This window comes from Mycobacterium sp. E740 (assembly GCF_001672895.1).
GTDB lineage: Bacteria > Actinomycetota > Actinomycetes > Mycobacteriales > Mycobacteriaceae > Mycobacterium.
Map to the genome: position 1 here is coordinate 1 of NZ_LZKP01000139.1, position 15,664 is coordinate 15,664.

The 15,664-nt window shown below is 67.3% G+C and carries 10 protein-coding genes and 2 pseudogenes; 9 read left to right on the forward strand and 3 right to left on the reverse strand.

Translation table 11 applies throughout. From position 1 onward, the window contains the following. Nucleotides 1-36: 36 nt before the first annotated feature. Nucleotides 37-282: pseudogene (locus A5663_RS23570) on the reverse strand (phosphatidylglycerol lysyltransferase domain-containing protein); the annotation flags it as partial. Here A5663_RS23570 and lysX point away from each other — a divergent pair. The 4 genes and pseudogenes from lysX to A5663_RS13150 form a co-directional block, all read left to right on the forward strand. Next, a pseudogene (lysX, locus tag A5663_RS13135) lies at nt 277-2,391 on the forward strand (bifunctional lysylphosphatidylglycerol synthetase/lysine--tRNA ligase LysX); the annotation flags it as partial. The pseudogenes A5663_RS23570 and lysX sit on opposite strands and share 6 nt — an antisense overlap. Before the next feature lie 96 nt (nt 2,392-2,487). Then, nucleotides 2,488-3,801 (forward strand): alpha/beta hydrolase family protein, encoded by a 1,314-nt coding sequence (locus A5663_RS13140; protein WP_068149364.1) that lies wholly within the window; start codon nt 2,488-2,490, stop codon nt 3,799-3,801. 16 nt (nt 3,802-3,817) lie between these two features. After that, a complete protein-coding gene (locus A5663_RS13145; protein ID WP_068149347.1) occupies nt 3,818-4,090 on the forward strand; it encodes a hypothetical protein in 273 nt (90 codons plus the stop codon). Between the two features lie 12 nt (nt 4,091-4,102). Continuing rightward, the gene (locus A5663_RS13150; protein WP_068149349.1) at nt 4,103-5,260 is read left to right on the forward strand and encodes a winged helix DNA-binding domain-containing protein; all 1,158 of its coding nucleotides are present in this window, start codon (nt 4,103-4,105) and stop codon (nt 5,258-5,260) included. Here the strand turns inward: A5663_RS13150 and uvrA are convergent. Next, nucleotides 5,257-8,154 (reverse strand): excinuclease ABC subunit UvrA, encoded by a 2,898-nt coding sequence (gene uvrA, locus A5663_RS13155; protein ID WP_068149351.1) that lies wholly within the window; start codon nt 8,152-8,154, stop codon nt 5,257-5,259. The genes A5663_RS13150 and uvrA overlap by 4 nt on opposite strands. Before the next feature lie 87 nt (nt 8,155-8,241). Here uvrA and A5663_RS13160 point away from each other — a divergent pair, with 87 nt between their 5' ends. From A5663_RS13160 to A5663_RS13175, 4 genes are all read left to right on the forward strand, one after another. Next, entirely contained in the window at nt 8,242-8,922 is a 681-nt protein-coding gene (locus A5663_RS13160; protein WP_068149371.1) for an MBL fold metallo-hydrolase, read from the forward strand. Next, nucleotides 8,901-9,776, forward strand: coding sequence for an SDR family NAD(P)-dependent oxidoreductase (locus A5663_RS13165; protein WP_197503387.1), 876 nt, complete (start codon nt 8,901-8,903; stop codon nt 9,774-9,776). The genes A5663_RS13160 and A5663_RS13165 overlap by 22 nt, the downstream gene beginning before the upstream one ends. Nucleotides 9,777-9,786: 10 nt before the next feature. Then, nucleotides 9,787-12,951, forward strand: coding sequence for an adenylate/guanylate cyclase domain-containing protein (locus tag A5663_RS13170; RefSeq protein ID WP_068149359.1), 3,165 nt, complete (start codon nt 9,787-9,789; stop codon nt 12,949-12,951). 86 nt (nt 12,952-13,037) lie between these two features. Then, on the forward strand, nt 13,038-13,919 hold the full coding sequence (locus tag A5663_RS13175; protein ID WP_068149361.1) for a fructose bisphosphate aldolase: 882 nt from the start codon (nt 13,038-13,040) through the stop codon (nt 13,917-13,919). A 3-nt stretch (nt 13,920-13,922) separates the two neighbouring features. On the opposite strand, the gene A5663_RS13180 is transcribed toward A5663_RS13175, so the two are convergent. Continuing rightward, the gene (locus A5663_RS13180) at nt 13,923-14,363 is read right to left on the reverse strand and encodes a universal stress protein (RefSeq protein ID WP_068149363.1); all 441 of its coding nucleotides are present in this window, start codon (nt 14,361-14,363) and stop codon (nt 13,923-13,925) included. 170 nt (nt 14,364-14,533) lie between these two features. Here A5663_RS13180 and A5663_RS13185 point away from each other — a divergent pair. Next, nucleotides 14,534-15,664, forward strand: a 1,131-nt coding sequence (locus tag A5663_RS13185; RefSeq protein ID WP_231976775.1) for a hypothetical protein, incomplete at its 3' end; no start/stop codon positions are given.

The following is a 15,664-nucleotide window of genomic DNA, read 5'->3' on the forward strand; positions in this document are numbered from 1 at the left end:
CGGCGGGATCAAGGCCGTGCAGGCCTATCGCCGCGAGCCGCGCTCGTCGTCGGTGTCGCGCCAGGCGTCGGCGCGGGAGATCACGTCGGCCATCTCGTCGGTGCCCAGGTCACGGTGCCTGCGGATGCGGACGCTGGCGCCCGCGCGCCGAGCGCGTGTCACCGCCTGGCGCACTGCGCGCATGTCCGGTCCGGAGAGGCGGAAGTTGTCGGGATACAGGATGGCTTCGTCACCCAGTTGCAAGGCGTTGAGGCCGGCCTGGCGGAACGCCTCCGCGCCGACGCCTGGCGCGACACCGACGACGAGCGCGGCTTCTCGATGGCGCTGGGCCGGCTCGGTGATCCCGCCGACGGAGACTGCCTACTGGTGGAGGCAGTTCAGAACGGTCAGGTGGTCGCGATGCTGTCGCTGGTGCCGTGGGGCTCCAACGGGGCGTCGCTGGACCTGATGCGCCGCTCGCCGCAATCACCCAACGGGACCATCGAGCTGATGGTCAGCGAGCTGTGCATGCAGGCCGAAGACATCGGCATCACGCGGATTTCGCTGAACTTCGCGATGTTCCGTTCGGCGTTCGAGCAGGGTGCCCAGCTCGGCGCGGGCCCGGTCGCACGGCTGTGGCGCAGCCTGCTCGTGTTCTTCTCTCGCTGGTGGCAACTGGAGACGTTGTACCGCTCCAACATGAAGTACCACCCGCAGTGGGTGCCCCGGTACGCCTGTTACGAAGATGCCCGGCTGATCCCGAGAGTCGGGGTGGCATCGGTCATCGCCGAAGGTTTTCTGGTGCTGCCCTTCTCGCGGCGCCACGTGCAGCCGCACACCGGCCACCACACCGCGGTGCCGCAGAACCTGGTCGACACTGGGCTGCTGCACCACGACGGCACGGCCCCGGATCTCCCCGGCCTACAGGCGGATCTGCCCGACGAGGACGAGCCGCGCCTGCCCGAACAGGTGCGGGTGCGGATGGCCAAGCTCAAGGCGTTGCAGGGCAAGGGAATTGACGCCTACCCTGTCGGCCGCCAACCGTCGCACACCATCGGGGCCGCCCTCGCTGCCGACGATGACCTCGCGGTGACGGTCGCGGGTCGGGTGTTGCGCAGCCGTGACTACGGCGGCGTCCTGTTCGCCCAGCTGCGGGACTGGTCAGCCGAAGTCCAGCTGCTGCTGGACAATTCGTTGCTCGAGTCGGGCACGACAGCCGATTTCACCGCCGCGATCGACCTGGGCGATCTCGTCGAGGTGTCCGGCACGATGGGCTACAGCAAGAAGGGCACTCGCTCGCTGTTGGTGCACCGCTGGCGGCTGATCGGCAAGTGCCTGCGACCGTTGCCGGACAAGTGGAAGGGGTTGACCGACCAGGAGGCCCGGGTGCGTGCCCGCTACGTCGACCTGGCGATCAACACCGACGCCCGCGAGCTGATCCGCGCGCGAAGCGCTGTGCTGCACTCGATCCGGGAGACGTTGGTGGCCAACGGCTTCCTGGAGGTCGAGACGCCGATCCTGCAGCAGATCCACGGCGGCGCGAACGCCCGGCCCTTCCTCACCCACATCAACGCCTACGACCTGAACCTCTATCTGCGCATCGCCCCCGAGCTGTACCTCAAGCGGCTGTGCGTCGGTGGTGTCGAGCGGGTCTTCGAGCTGGGCCGGGCGTTTCGCAACGAGGGCGTCGACTTCAGCCACAACCCCGAGTTCACGCTGTTGGAGGCGTACCAGGCACACGCCGACTACCACGTGTGGATCGACGGCTGCCGCGAGCTCATCCAGAACGCCGCGCAGGCCGCCAACGGCGCGCAGGTGTTCCACCGGCCGCGAGAGGACGGCACGCTCGTACCCGTCGACATCTCGGGACAGTGGGCGGTCAAGACCGTGCACGGCGCGGTGTCGGAAGCACTCGGCGAGGACATCAGCCCGGACACCGACCTGCCGGCACTGCGCAAGCTGTGCGACGCCGCCGGTATCCCGTACCTGACGCACTGGGACGCCGGCGCGGTGGTTCTTGAGCTGTACGAGCGGCTGGTCGAAGGCCGCACCGAAAAGCCGACCTTCTACAAGGACTTCCCGACGTCGGTGTCCCCGCTGACCCGGCCGCACCGCAGCGTGGCCGGCGTCGCCGAACGCTGGGACCTGGTGGCGTGGGGCGTCGAGTTGGGCACCGCCTACAGCGAACTCACCGACCCGGTCGAGCAGCGCAGGCGGCTGCAGGAGCAGTCACTGCTGGCGGCCGGCGGCGACCAGGAGGCCATGGAACTCGACGAGGACTTCCTGCAGGCGATGGAGTACGCGATGCCGCCGACCGGCGGGCTCGGCATGGGCGTGGACCGCGTGGTCATGCTGATCACCGGCCGCAGCATCCGCGAAACTCTGCCGTTTCCGCTGGCCAAACCACGCTGACAGGTAGGTCACAGCGGGCTTTAAGGTTCGGCAGTCACGCTAAGAGCCGTGACATTGGCGACACTGGCCCATTCGCTTCGTGCGCACCTTTCGCTGATGCACGGTTGGATTCCCACCACGGTGCAACTGATCGCCGCGGCCACCCTACTCGCTGCCATCGGATGGCGGACTCGACGCTGGCGGCTGGTGTGGGTGCCGTGGGCGGCCCTGTGCGGTGTCGCGCTGACGGTGGCGACGTACTGGTATGTCGCATCGGAAGGACTCTCGGACAACCCGGCGCCACACTCCCTTTGGGTGTGGATAGGGCTGACGGGTGCAGCCATCGGCGTGCTGCTCGCCGGGTGGCGCGGGGCGTCCTGGTGGCGTCGAGGCGTATCGCTGGTGGCGCTGCCGCTGTGCCTGCTGTCGGTCGCGCTCGCCGTCAACTTGTGGGTGGGCTACGTACCGACCGTGCAGGCTGCGTGGAATCAGCTGACCGCGGGCCCGCTGCCGGATCAAACCGATGCCACGACCATGTACGCGATGCAACAGCGGCACGAGGTCCCGGCCAGGGGCACGGTGGTGGCTGTGAACGTCGGCAACTCGGGGTCCGGCTTCCGCCACCGCGGCGAGCTCGTCTACCTGCCGCCGGCCTGGTATGCGAGCAACCCTCCGCCGCCGCTGCCCACGCTGATGATGATCGGCGGTGAGTTCAACACGCCGGCCGACTGGGTGCGCGCGGGCAATGCGGTCGCCACGGCCGACGCGTTCGCCGCCGCGCACGGCGGCAATGCGCCGGTTCTCGTCTTCGTGGACGCCGGCGGGGCGTTCAACAACGACACGGAATGCGTCAACGGAAACCGTGGAAACGCCGCCGATCATTTGACGAAAGATGTTGTGCCGTACATGGTCTCGAACTTCCACGTGAGCGACAAGGCCGCGAACTGGGGTGTGGTCGGCTGGTCCATGGGAGGCACCTGCGCGGTCGACCTGGCCGTCATGCATCCGGAGTTGTTCAGCGTGTTCGACGACATCGCCGGTGACATCAGTCCCAACAGCGGCACCAAGGAGCAGACCGTCGCACGACTGTTCGGCGGCAACGACGCGGCGTACGCATCGTTCGATCCGATGACGGTCATGACCCGCCACGGCCGCTACTCCGGCGTCACCGGCCGATTCGACGTCAACACCGTCGACGCCGCCCCGCAGATCAACGCGGCCAATGCGCTGTGCAGCCTGGGCAGCGCCAACGGAATCGGCTGCGCCGTCGTGGTCGAGCCGGGCAAGCACGACTGGCCATACGCCACGCATGCGTTCGCCTCCGCGTTGCCGTGGATGGCGAGCAGGCTGCGCACGCCGGGCGTCGCACCCGACCTGGGATCCGCTGTTCCGATACAGGCGCCGCCGGTCCGCCAAACCGCCGCACACTAGCGGGTACCGTGGCGGCATGGCGGACGAAACGACTCCCGCGCCGCAGTCCGACCCGGCCGAAACACCGCTACCAGCCGAACCGGTGGACAGCGGCTACACCCCCGGCGGTGTGCCCACCTTCGAATCCGTGCGCGAGAAGATCGACACCCGTTACGGCACTGCCGTCGGCGCCTCCGAACTCGCGGCCGAGACGCCGGAAGGCCGCAGTGTCGCCGAGCAATACGAAGAACGCCAGCGCGCGGCCGCCGAGCGGCTCGCTCAAATCCGCGAGCAGATGGGCAAGAAGTAACGTTCGCAGGCGATGCGCAGCTTCACGGCCGACGAGCGGCGAACGCGGCTCGCCCGGCGCCATTTCCTGACCGCACCCGCCGAGTCCGTCGGTGCCGTCGCCGGCGGCCTCATCGGTCTGCATGCCACGGATCCGGCCACCCCGTACCTGTCGCTGTGGGCGCGGCTGGGCGATTTCACCACGGCCGATCTGGACGCTGACCTCTACGAGCGTCGTACGTTGATAAAACACCTGGCGATGCGGCGGACCCTGTGGACGGTTCGTGGCGATGACTTGCCGCTCATTCAGGCGGCAGCCAGCGATCGCGTCGCCGACAACGAGCGTCGCCGGCTCATCGCCGACGCCCGAAAAGCAGGCGTCTGCACGGACGGCGACGAGTGGCTCGAGGCGGCAGGCGCGGCGGTGTTACGGCACCTCGCCGCCGAAGGCCCGACGAGCGCGCAGGCTCTGCGGGCCGCGCTGCCCGAGTTGGCGGGCACCTACAACCCGGCGCCTGGCAAGCGCTGGGGCGGTGAGACGCCGCTGGGCCCAAGGATTCTCACCGTGCTGGCGGTGCGCGGAGACATCATGCGGGGACCCAACGACGGAAAGTGGACGACGTCGCGGCCGCGCTGGGTTTCCGCAGCCGACTGGGTGCCGGTGACGGATGCGGTCGACGCGGACACGGCCCGCGCTGCGTTGGTGCGGAGGTGGCTGGCCGCGTTCGGCCCGGCCAGCCTGACCGACGTCAAGTGGTGGTTCGGCACCACGCTGACGTGGGCTCGACAGGCGTTGCGCGACAGCGACGCAGTCGAGGTGGACCTCGACGGCATGCCCGGCTATGCACTGCCCGACGACCTGCAGGTCGAGCCCGAAACGGGGCCGTGGTGCGCGCTGCTGCCCAGCCTCGACGTCACCACGATGGGCTGGTTCGATCGCGACTGGTATCTCGGCCCGCACCGCAGCCAGGTGTTCGACAGGAACGGCAACGCGGGACCGACGGCCTGGTGTGACGGCCGGATCGTGGGCGCCTGGAACCAGGACGACGACGGCCGGGTCGAAGTGCTTCTGCTCGACGACGTGGGCCGGTCTGCGCACCAGCGACTGCAGAAGCAAGCCGCCGAACTGACCGAATGGCTCGACGGTGTCCGGATCAGCCCGCGCTTCCCGTCGCCGTTGTCCAAGCGTTAGCGGCGAGACATCTTGGTGCGCTTCGGCTTTGGCCGCGCGACGCCCAGCGCCTCGGCGAGGAAGTGCCCGGTGTAGCTGTCGGGGTTGAGCGCGACGTCTTCGGGTGTTCCCGTCGCGACGAGCGTGCCACCGCCTGCTCCGCCCTCGGGCCCCATGTCGACGATCCAGTCGGACGTCTTGATCACGTCGAGGTTGTGCTCGATGACGATCACCGTATTGCCTTTGTCGACAAGGCCGTTGATCACCTTGAGCAGCTTGCGGATGTCCTCGAAGTGCAGGCCGGTGGTCGGCTCGTCGAGGATGTACACCGTGCGGCCCGTCGAGCGCTTCTGCAGTTCCGAGGCGAGTTTGACGCGCTGCGCCTCACCACCGGACAGCGTCGGCGCGGGCTGACCGAGCCGTACATATCCCAGTCCCACGTCGACGAGCGTCTTCAGATACCGGTGGATCGAGGTGATCGGCGCGAAGAACTCGGCGGCCTCCTCGATCGACATGTCGAGGACCTCTGCGATGGTCTTGCCCTTGTAGTGCACCTCGAGGGTCTCTCGGTTGTACCGGGCGCCCTGGCACACCTCGCACGGCACGTACACGTCGGGCAGGAAGTTCATCTCGATCTTGATGGTGCCGTCCCCCGAGCAGGCCTCGCAGCGACCGCCCTTGACGTTGAACGAGAACCGGCCCGGCTGGTAGCCGCGCACCTTGGCCTCGGTGGTGGCCGCGAACAGGGTGCGGATCTTGTCGAACACACCGGTGTAGGTGGCCGGGTTGGACCGCGGCGTCCGGCCGATCGGCGACTGGTCGACGCGAACCAGCTTGTCCAGTTTGTCCAGACCGGTCACGCGCGTGTGCCGGCCGGGCACCTGCCGCGCGCCGTTGAGCTTGTTGGCCAGCACGGCGGCCAGGATGTCGTTCACCAACGTCGACTTACCCGAACCCGAGACCCCCGTGACCGACGTCAGCACTCCCAGCGGGAAGGTCACGTCGATCTCGCGCAGGTTGTGCTCGCGCGCGCCGACGACCGTCAGCTGACGCTTCTTGTCGACGGGCCGCCGGATCGCCGGCACCTCGATCTCTTCCTTGCCCGAAAGATACGCTCCCGTAAGCGATTCCGGGTTGGTCAGCAGTTCCTCGTACGGCCCGCTGTGCACGATCTGGCCGCCGTGCTCACCGGCCGCCGGGCCGATGTCGACCACCCAGTCCGCGTGGGCGATCGTGTCGAGGTCGTGTTCGACGACGATCAGCGTGTTGCCCAGGTCCCGCAACCGGACCAGCGTGTCGATCAGCCGACGGTTGTCGCGCTGGTGCAGGCCGATCGACGGCTCGTCGAGCACGTACAGCACGCCCACGAGGCCGGAGCCGATCTGGGTGGCGAGCCGAATCCGCTGCGCCTCACCGCCGGACAACGTGGCCGCCGCGCGGGACAGCGACAGGTAGTCCAGGCCCACGTCGAGCAGGAAGCCCAGCCGAGACTGGATCTCCTTGAGCACCTGCCCGGCGATCGCCTGCTCCCGGGTGCCGAGGGTCAGCGCGTTGAGGAACTCCGAACACTGGGCGATCGACAGCTCGGCTACCTCGGCGATGGACTTCGCGCCGAACTCCCCCGCCGCCAGCGTCACCGCGAGAATCTCCGGTTTCAGCCGGGTGCCGTCGCATTCCGGGCACGGCACGTCGCGCATGAAGCCCTCGTAGCGCTCCTTCATCTGCTCGGAGTCGGTCTGCTCCATACGGCGCTGCAGGAACGCCATCACGCCTTCGAAATCGGCGTAGTACGAACGGGTCCGGCCGTAGCGGTTCTTGTACCGCACGTGCACCTGCTCGTCGCAGCCCTCGAGGATCGCTCTGCGCGCTTTGGCCGGCAGCTTCTTCCACGGCGTGTTCACGTCGAAGCCGAGCGCGTCGCCGAGGCCGGCGAGCATCCGGGTGAAGTAGTCGGCGGTCTGCCCCATGGACCAGGGCGCCACGGCGCCTTCGGCGAGCGTCAGGTCGGGGTCCGGTACCACCAGGTCCGGGTCGACCTCTTTCCGAATGCCCAGGCCGGTGCATTCCGGGCAGGCGCCGTACGGCGAGTTGAACGAAAACGAGCGCGGTTCGAGGTCGTCGACGGCGAGCGGGTGCCCGTTGGGGCAGGCCAGCTTCTCGGAGAAGCGCTGTTCGCGGTGCGGATGGTCGTCCTCGCGGTCGACGAACTCGAGCACCACGATGCCGTCGGCCAGGTTCAGCGCCGTCTCCACCGAGTCGGTGAGCCGCTGCTTGGCCGTCGCCTTGACGGTGAGCCGGTCGACGACCACCTCGATGTCGTGCTTCTCCTGCTTCTTGAGCTTCGGCGGGTCGGTGAGCGGATACACGACACCGTCGACCCGTACGCGGCTGTAGCCCTGGGTGTTGAGCTTGTCGAACAGGTCGACGAACTCGCCCTTGCGGGTGCGCACGACCGGGGCGAGGACCTGGAACCGCAGCCCCTCGTCCATCGCGAGCACCTGGTCGACGATCTGCTGCGGGGTCTGACGGGCGATGCGTTCACCGCACACCGGGCAGTGCGGCGTGCCCGCCCGGGCGTACAGCAGGCGCAGGTAGTCGTAGACCTCGGTAATGGTGCCCACCGTCGACCGCGGGTTGCGGTTGGTGGACTTCTGGTCGATGGAGACCGCAGGCGAGAGGCCCTCGATGAAGTCGACGTCGGGCTTGTCCATCTGGCCGAGGAACTGACGCGCGTAGGCCGACAGCGACTCGACGTAGCGGCGCTGACCTTCGGCGAAGATGGTGTCGAACGCCAGCGACGACTTCCCCGACCCGGACAGGCCGGTGAAGACGATCAGGGCCTCGCGTGGTAAATCAAGATCGACACTGCGCAGGTTGTGCTCGCGCGCACCTTTGACGACAAGGCGGTCAGCCACCTGTGTCCTTCCTCATCCGCTTCCGCACGACATAGTTCGCCAGCCATGCTATGTGCCGCCACCGACAAGCCGGATACCGTGAAGACCATGACCGTCGTCGACGACAACTACACCGGCCATGTGGAGCCCGGAACCGCGGCCCGGCGCACCATGCCGAACGCCTCGATCGTCAAGGTCTCGGTGGGCCCGATGGACAACAACGCCTACCTGGTCACGTGTTCCCGAACGGGCCAGACACTGCTGATCGACGCCGCCAACGATGCGCCGGTGCTGCTCGAGCTGATCGAACAGCACGCGCCGCAGCTCTCGCTGATCGTGACCAGCCACCAGCACTTCGACCACGTGCAGGCGCTCGAAGAAGTGGCGAAGGCCACGGGGGTCCCGACCGCCGCCCATCAGCGCGACGCCGATGCCCTGCCGGTCACGCCGGACCGGATCCTCGCGCACGGCGACACGGTCGAGATCGGCGACCTCAAGTTCGACGTCATCCACCTGCAGGGCCACACGCCCGGCTCGGTCGCGCTTGCACTCGACGGCGCCGACCCCAAAACCGGAGCGACCCACCTGTTCACCGGGGACTGCCTGTTTCCGGGCGGTATCGGGAAGACGTGGGAGGACGGTGCGTTCGACCAGTTGCTCGCCGATGTGACCAGCCGCGTGTTCGACGTCTACGGCGATTCGACGGTGGTCTATCCGGGGCACGGCGACGACACCACGCTCGGAACGGAGCGGCCACACCTCGGCGAGTGGAAAGAACGCGGTTGGTAGACCCGCCGGTCGCTGTCGTGACGGGCGCCAGTCGCGGCGCGGGACGCGGGATCGCCCACGCGCTCGGCAGTCACGGCTGCACCGTTTACGTCACCGGGCGTACCGAGCGCGCCGGCCAGTCGGTGCACGCGGGCACCATCCACGAGACCGCCGAACTGGTGACAGCGGCGGGCGGTATCGGGGTCGCCGTCGCGGTCGACCACGCCGACGACGAGCAGACCAAGGCGCTGTTCGACCGGGTCGGCCGAGAACAGGGGCGGCTCGACATCCTCGTGAACAACGCTGTGACGATCCGCGACGAGATGATGGGACGAAAACCGTTCTGGGAGAAGCCGATCGACATCATCGATACGGTCGAGGTCGGACTGCGCAGCAGCTACGTCGCCACCGTATTCGCCGCACCGCTGATGGTCGCGCAACCCCGCGGACTGGTGGCGTTCACGTCGGCACCCGGAGCGGCGCACTACGTATTCGGCCCGGCGTATGGCGTGCACAAAGCCGGCACCGACAAGATGGCCGCCGACATGGCAGTCGACTTCCGGGACGTCGGTATCGCGACCGCGTCCATCTGGATGGGCGTGCTGCTGACCGAACGGTTCAAAGCCATGGCGGCCACGGCCCCGGACAAGCTCGGTGATCTCCTCGACAACACCGAGACGCCCGAGTTCACCGGACACTTGATCTGGGCGCTGTTCAACGACCCGGATGTGATGGACAAGAGCGGCCAGACGTTCATCGGCGCCGAGTTGGCAGCCGAGTACGGCATCAGGGACGACGGGGACCGTCAGCCGCCGTCGTACCGTGACCTGCACGGAATTCATCCGATCAGGCAATTCGACCGCATCTTGCGGTGACACTTATCAGGTGGACGAAGCCCGCTGCGGGACGTGTGGCGCTGCGGTAGGCGCCACCGCCAACTTCTGCAGCGAGTGCGGCGCGCCTTTGACCCGCGAAGAACCACGCGCAGAGTACAAGCAGGTGACCGTGCTGTTCGCCGATGTGGTCCACTCCATGGCGATCGCCCGCTCAGTCGGCGCCGAGCGGCTGCGCGAGATCATGGCCCAGTTGGTGGATTGCGCCGCAGCGGTGGTGCAGCGCTACGGCGGCACGGTGGACAAGTTCACCGGCGACGGCATCATGGCGGTCTTCGGCGCACCCGTCGCACTCGAGGACCACGCCGTGCGGGCATGCCTGGCCGCATTGGGAATCCAGGCTGAGATGCATGCGATCGCCGATGGGTTCGACCGCCGCGACGGCATCCGCCTACAACTTCGCATCGGCCTCAACTCGGGCCAGGTGATCGCCGGCGAAATCGGTTCCGGCGCCTTGGGTTACACCGCGGTCGGCGAGCATGTCGGATTGGCTCAGCGGATGGAGTCGGTCGCTCCGCCGGGCGGCGTAATGCTCAGCGTGTCGACGGTGAGGCTGGTGGAGTCGGTGGTGACACTCGACCCGCCGGAATTGGTGCGCATCAAGGGGCAGGACGATCCGATAACGGCCCGGCGGTTGGTGAGCATCGGCCGACAGCACGGGCCGCTGCGATCAGAGACCGAGCTGGTCGGTCGGCGATGGGAGATGTCGGCCCTCGAAGGGTTGTTGGACAGGGCGATCGACGGTCAGGGCGCCGTGGTCGGCGTATCCGGACCTCCCGGCATCGGCAAGAGCAGGCTCACGCGCGAGCTGACGGCGACCGCGCTCAGCCGAGGAGTGCCCGTGTACACCACGGCCTGCGAGTCACACACCACCCGGGTGCCGTTCCGAGTGGTGGCCCGACTGCTGCGTGCCGCGACCGGGGTCGAGCACATGGATGCGGGATCTGCCCGCGTCATGATCGAAGCCGGGACCTTCCCCGACGCCGGCCGCGACGACGTGGTTCTCCTCGAGGACGTGCTGGGCATCGCCGACCCATCGCTCGAGCCACCGCGGATCGACCCCGACAGCCGTCGGCGACGCCTGATCGCGCTCGTGAATTCTGCGGCACTGGCCACGCAGACGCCTGCTGTCTACATCATCGAAGATGCCCACTGGATCGATGAGTCCAGTGAGTCCATGCTCGCCGCGTTCCTCACCGTCATCCCGCAGACGCCGCTGCTGACGGTCATCACCTACCGACCCGAGTACCGCGGATCGCTGACCCAGGTCCCGGGCACGCAGACCATCGCGCTCGGCCCGTTGAACGACGCGGAAACCGCCGACTTGGTCACGACCTTACTCGGACAGGATCCCTCCGTGCGACAGCTCACCCAGACTGTCGTCCAAAAGGCCGTGGGCACACCATTTTTCGCCGAGGAAATCATTCGCGACCTTGTTGAACGAGGCGTGCTGCAGGGACACTCGGGAACGTACTCGTCGTCGGCTGAACCCGCCGATGTCAGCGTGCCCGCCACGCTGCAAGCGACGATCGCGGCCCGCATCGACCGACTCGATCCCGTCGCGAAGCGCACCCTCAACGCGGCGTCGGTCGTCGGATCCCGCTTCGGCACAGACCTTTTGAAGGCGCTGGACATCGAACCGCGGCCGGGTGATCTGTTGACGGCTCAGCTCATCGACCAGGTCACCTTCACGGATGAACCGGAATTCGTCTTCCACCATCCCCTCATTCGAGCGGTCGCCTACGAGGCGCAGCTGAAGTCCGACCGGGCCGAGTTGCACCGCCGGGTGGCCGCCGCGATCGAACGAAGAAGCGCAGGCAACATCGAAGAGAACGCGGCCCTCATCGCCGAACATGCCGAGGCCGCAGGTGATTTGCGTGCGGCATTCGGCTGGCATATGCGTGCAGCCGGATGGTCGAACAATCGCGACGTGTCCGCGGCGTTGCTCAGTTGGGAGAGTGCGTGCCGGGTCGCCGACGCCCTGCCCGAGGACGACCCGGAGCGCAGCGCGATGCGCATCGCACCGCGCACTTTTCTCTGTGCGAGCGGCTGGCGGATGGCCCGCGAGTGCGGCACGCGCTTCGAGGAACTGCGTGAGCTCTGCGAGTTGACAGGAGATAAGGCATCGCTGGCCGTCGGCATGATGGGGCCGATCTCGGACCTTCACTTCCGAGGCGAGACACGGGAATCATCGCGACTGGCCACCGAACAGATGGCGCTGTTGGAGTCGATCGGGGATCCTGGCCTGGCCGCGCAGGCCGCCTTCGGTGCAATAGGCATCAAGATCCAGAACGGTGAGTTGGCCGACGGTCTGCGGTGGGCAGAAAGCACAATCGAGTGGGCTGCCGGCGACCTCACCAAGGGCAGCCTCGTGGTGGGCTCACCGCTCGCGATCGCGACGGCGCTGCGAGGGTTGGCCGGGTGGTGGTTCGGCCGTCAGGGATGGCGGGACGACGTGGAGGCCGCCTTTGCCTTGGCCGCAGAAAGCAACGAACCGCTCACCATCGCCCTCACGACCTCGTGGAACCTGGGGCTCGGTGTCGCCTTCGGCGCGGTCGCCTGTGACGGATCAGCGGTTGCGAAGGCCGAAGCGACGTTGAGAACCGCCGAGTCGTTCTCCTACGGTTACGCCGGCGAGATCGCCCGGTATGTCCTCGGCGGACAGCTGATCTACCAGGCGACCGTGGCCGACTGGGACCGCGGAATTCAGATGATCACCCAGGTCAGGGATGCCTGGACCCAGAACCGGACGATGTTGGTCGAGGTCACGTTCATGGACGCCCTCGTCGGGCTGGACCGCGCGAACCGGGGCGACTTCAGCGCGGCGATCCCTCTCATACGCGGAGCGGCCGAGACGATGTTCGCCCGGAGGCAGTACACGTACTGGATCCCAGTGGCCGGCTTCCTGGTCGACGCACTGCTCAAACGCAACGCCGACGGCGACACCGCCGAAGCCGCGGCTGCGATCGACGAGCTGGAGCGCGCGCCGCTCGAAGGAGCGGTGATTCGCGACATCTGGCTGTTGCGCCTGAGAGCACTGTTGGCCAATGCGCGCGGTGACGACACCGCATATCGCGAACTCAGAGAACGTTATTGGACGATGGCCGACGACCTCGGCTACGAGGGTCATCAGAAGTGGGCCGCGGTGATGCCCTGATCACGCGGACCGGTGATTTGGACAGCCATCTGACGGTCGGGCTTGCCACCTTCGATAGATTGCCTGGTGACGAAGAAAGGGCAGACATGAATGACGATCAGTTGAAGAAGGCGCAGAGCGGCGCCGGGTTCATTGCGGCGCTCGACCAGAGCGGCGGCAGCACCCCCAAAGCGCTGAAGCTGTACGGCATTTCCGAGGACAGCTACTCCGGTGACGAGCAGATGTTCGATCTGGTGCACGAGATGCGGACCCGCATCATCACCAGCCCCGCCTTCAACGGCGACCGGATCGTGGGCGCGATCCTGTTCGAGATGACGATGGACCGCGACATCGAGGGCCGCCCGACCGCCGACTACCTCTGGAACGTCAAGAACATCGTGCCGTTCCTCAAGATCGACAAGGGCCTGGCCGAGGAGAAGGACGGAGCCCAGACGATGAAGCCGATGCCCGGCCTCGACGACCTCCTCGACCGTGCCGTCGAAAAGGGCATCTTCGGGACGAAGGAACGTTCGGTCATCAAACTGCCGGGCGCCGGACTGGACGCGGTGGTGGCCCAGCAGTTCGAGGTCGCGCAGCAGGTGCTCGCCAAGGGCCTGGTGCCGATCATCGAACCCGAGGTCGACATCAACAGCGAGAAGAAGGCCGAGGCCGAGGACCAACTCAAGGCGGCTCTTCTCGACGGGGTCAACAACCTCGGCGACAAGAAGGTCATGCTGAAGCTGACGCTGCCCGAAACCGACAACCTCTACAAGGACCTCGTCGAGCATCCGAACGTGGTGCGCGTCGTGGCCCTGTCCGGCGGCTACAGCCGCGACGTGGCCAACGAGAAGCTGTCGCGCAACCACGGGGTCATCGCGAGCTTCTCGCGCGCACTGACCGAGGGCTTGACCGCCCAGCAGAGCGACGAGGAGTTCAACGCCACGCTCGACGAGGCGATCGCGAGCATCGCCAAAGCGTCGAACACCTGACCGCTACGGCGTGGTGTGCACAATCAGCACGTCGCTCTTGGAGCGGCGCGCCACGTTGGCGGGCACCGAACCGAGCAGGCGACCGGCGATGGTGGACAACCCGACGTTGCCGACCACGAGCAGATCAGCCTTGATCTCTTCGGCGAGCTCGACGAGCGCATCGACGGGCGCCCCGACGATGGCCTTCTCTTCGACGTTCTGGGCGCCGGCATTGTGGGCGCGTTCCTTGGCCTCACGCAGGATGGCGTAGATCGGCGCGTTGCCGGCCATCTTGTAGCCCTCGTCCTTGAGCACATCGGCGGCACGCTGGTCCTCGGCCTGGGGGAAGTACGCCGTCGCGATGACCAGCTTGGCGTCACCGGCGATCTGACCAGCCTTCTCCACCGCACGCAGCGACGAGTCCGATCCGTCCGTGCCGACCAAGACGGTCTGATAGGCGCTCATCCATGTCCTCCCAGTGTCGATTTCAAGACCACTCGGAACAGTAGCCGTTCCAGTGCCGCTTTCCTGCTATTTCGTCCTGAATGGCAGGCAACGTCACCCGGCAGCGACCGGCGTGACCCGGCGCACGCTAGCGTTTTGCGAATCGCCGGAAGGGTACGGAGAAGGCACCTGTGGATCTTTCATCGAAAGCGCAGCGCGTCGCGCGCCCGGACCGGCTGGCGTCCGTCCGTGCGGGTCGGTTCGACGCAGTACTGGTCGCGGTGTTCGCCGTCGCGGTGTCGGCGGCCGGTGCCGCCCGACCGTCGCTGTGGTTCGACGAGGCGGCGACGATCTCGGCGTCGACCCGGTCCGTCCCCGAACTGTGGCGTCTGCTGCACAACATCGATGCGGTGCACGGCCTGTACTACCTGCTCATGCACGGCTGGTTCGCGGTGTTCCCGGTCACCGAGTTCTACTCGCGGCTCTCGAGTTGTCTGGCGGTAGGTATCGCGGCGGCCGGTGTGGTGGTCCTGGCGCGCCAGTTTTCGGGCCGCACGCTTGCCGTGTGCGCCGGCATCGTGTTCGCGATCCTTCCCCGCGTGACGTGGGCGGGTATCGAGGCCAGGTCTTATGCGCTGACCGCGGCAGCTGCGGTCTGGCTGACCGTGCTGCTCGTCGTCGGCGTGCGCCGCAACACCAGGTGGCTATGGGCGTGCTACGGGCTCGCGGTCGTGGCGGCGTCGCTGCTCAACGTCTTCGTCGTGCTGCTGGTGCTCGGCCACGCCGTGGCGCTCGCGTCCCTCGGCGCCCGACGTGCGGCGGTTCAGCGGTGGATCGCCGCCGTCGCGGTGGCGTTGACCGCCGTCGTCCCGTTCCTCGCCTTCGGCAGAACGCAGATCGCCCAGGTGCGGTGGATCTCGCCGCTGGGGTGGCACACGGTCGCCGAAGTGGTGCAGGAGCAGTACTTCGACCACAGCGTCGCGTTCGCCGTCGCCGCCGGGGTGGTACTCGCACTGCCATTGGTGATGCGTCGCTTCCGCCCAGCCGACGCCGGCGTCCGGCCGCTGGTCGTCCTCAGCATCGCCTGGATCGCACTCCCGACTGCGGTGCTGCTGATCTACTCGGCGTTTCTGGAGCCGGTGTACTACCCGCGATACCTCACGTACACGTCGCCGGCGATGGCGCTGCTGCTGGCAGTCGGCCTGACCGCGATCGCCCGAACGCGGGAAACCGTGGCGGCGGTGCTGACCGTGCTGGCGATCTGCGCCACCCCGAACTATCTGCTCGAGCAGCGAGGTCCGTACGCCAAGGAGGGCATGGAC

Excerpts from the sequence above, each read along its gene's own strand:
- A5663_RS13140 (WP_068149364.1), top strand. The coding sequence starts at position 2,488 with ATGCACGGTTGGATTCCCACCACGGTGCAACTGATCGCCGCGGCCACC.
- A5663_RS13145 (WP_068149347.1), top strand. The coding sequence starts at position 3,818 with ATGGCGGACGAAACGACTCCCGCGCCGCAGTCCGACCCGGCCGAAACA.
- A5663_RS13180 (WP_068149363.1), bottom strand. The coding sequence starts at position 14,363 with ATGAGCGCCTATCAGACCGTCTTGGTCGGCACGGACGGATCGGACTCG.
- A5663_RS13160 (WP_068149371.1), top strand. The coding sequence starts at position 8,242 with ATGACCGTCGTCGACGACAACTACACCGGCCATGTGGAGCCCGGAACC.
- A5663_RS13150 (WP_068149349.1), top strand. The coding sequence starts at position 4,103 with ATGCGCAGCTTCACGGCCGACGAGCGGCGAACGCGGCTCGCCCGGCGC.
- A5663_RS13175 (WP_068149361.1), top strand. The coding sequence starts at position 13,038 with ATGAATGACGATCAGTTGAAGAAGGCGCAGAGCGGCGCCGGGTTCATT.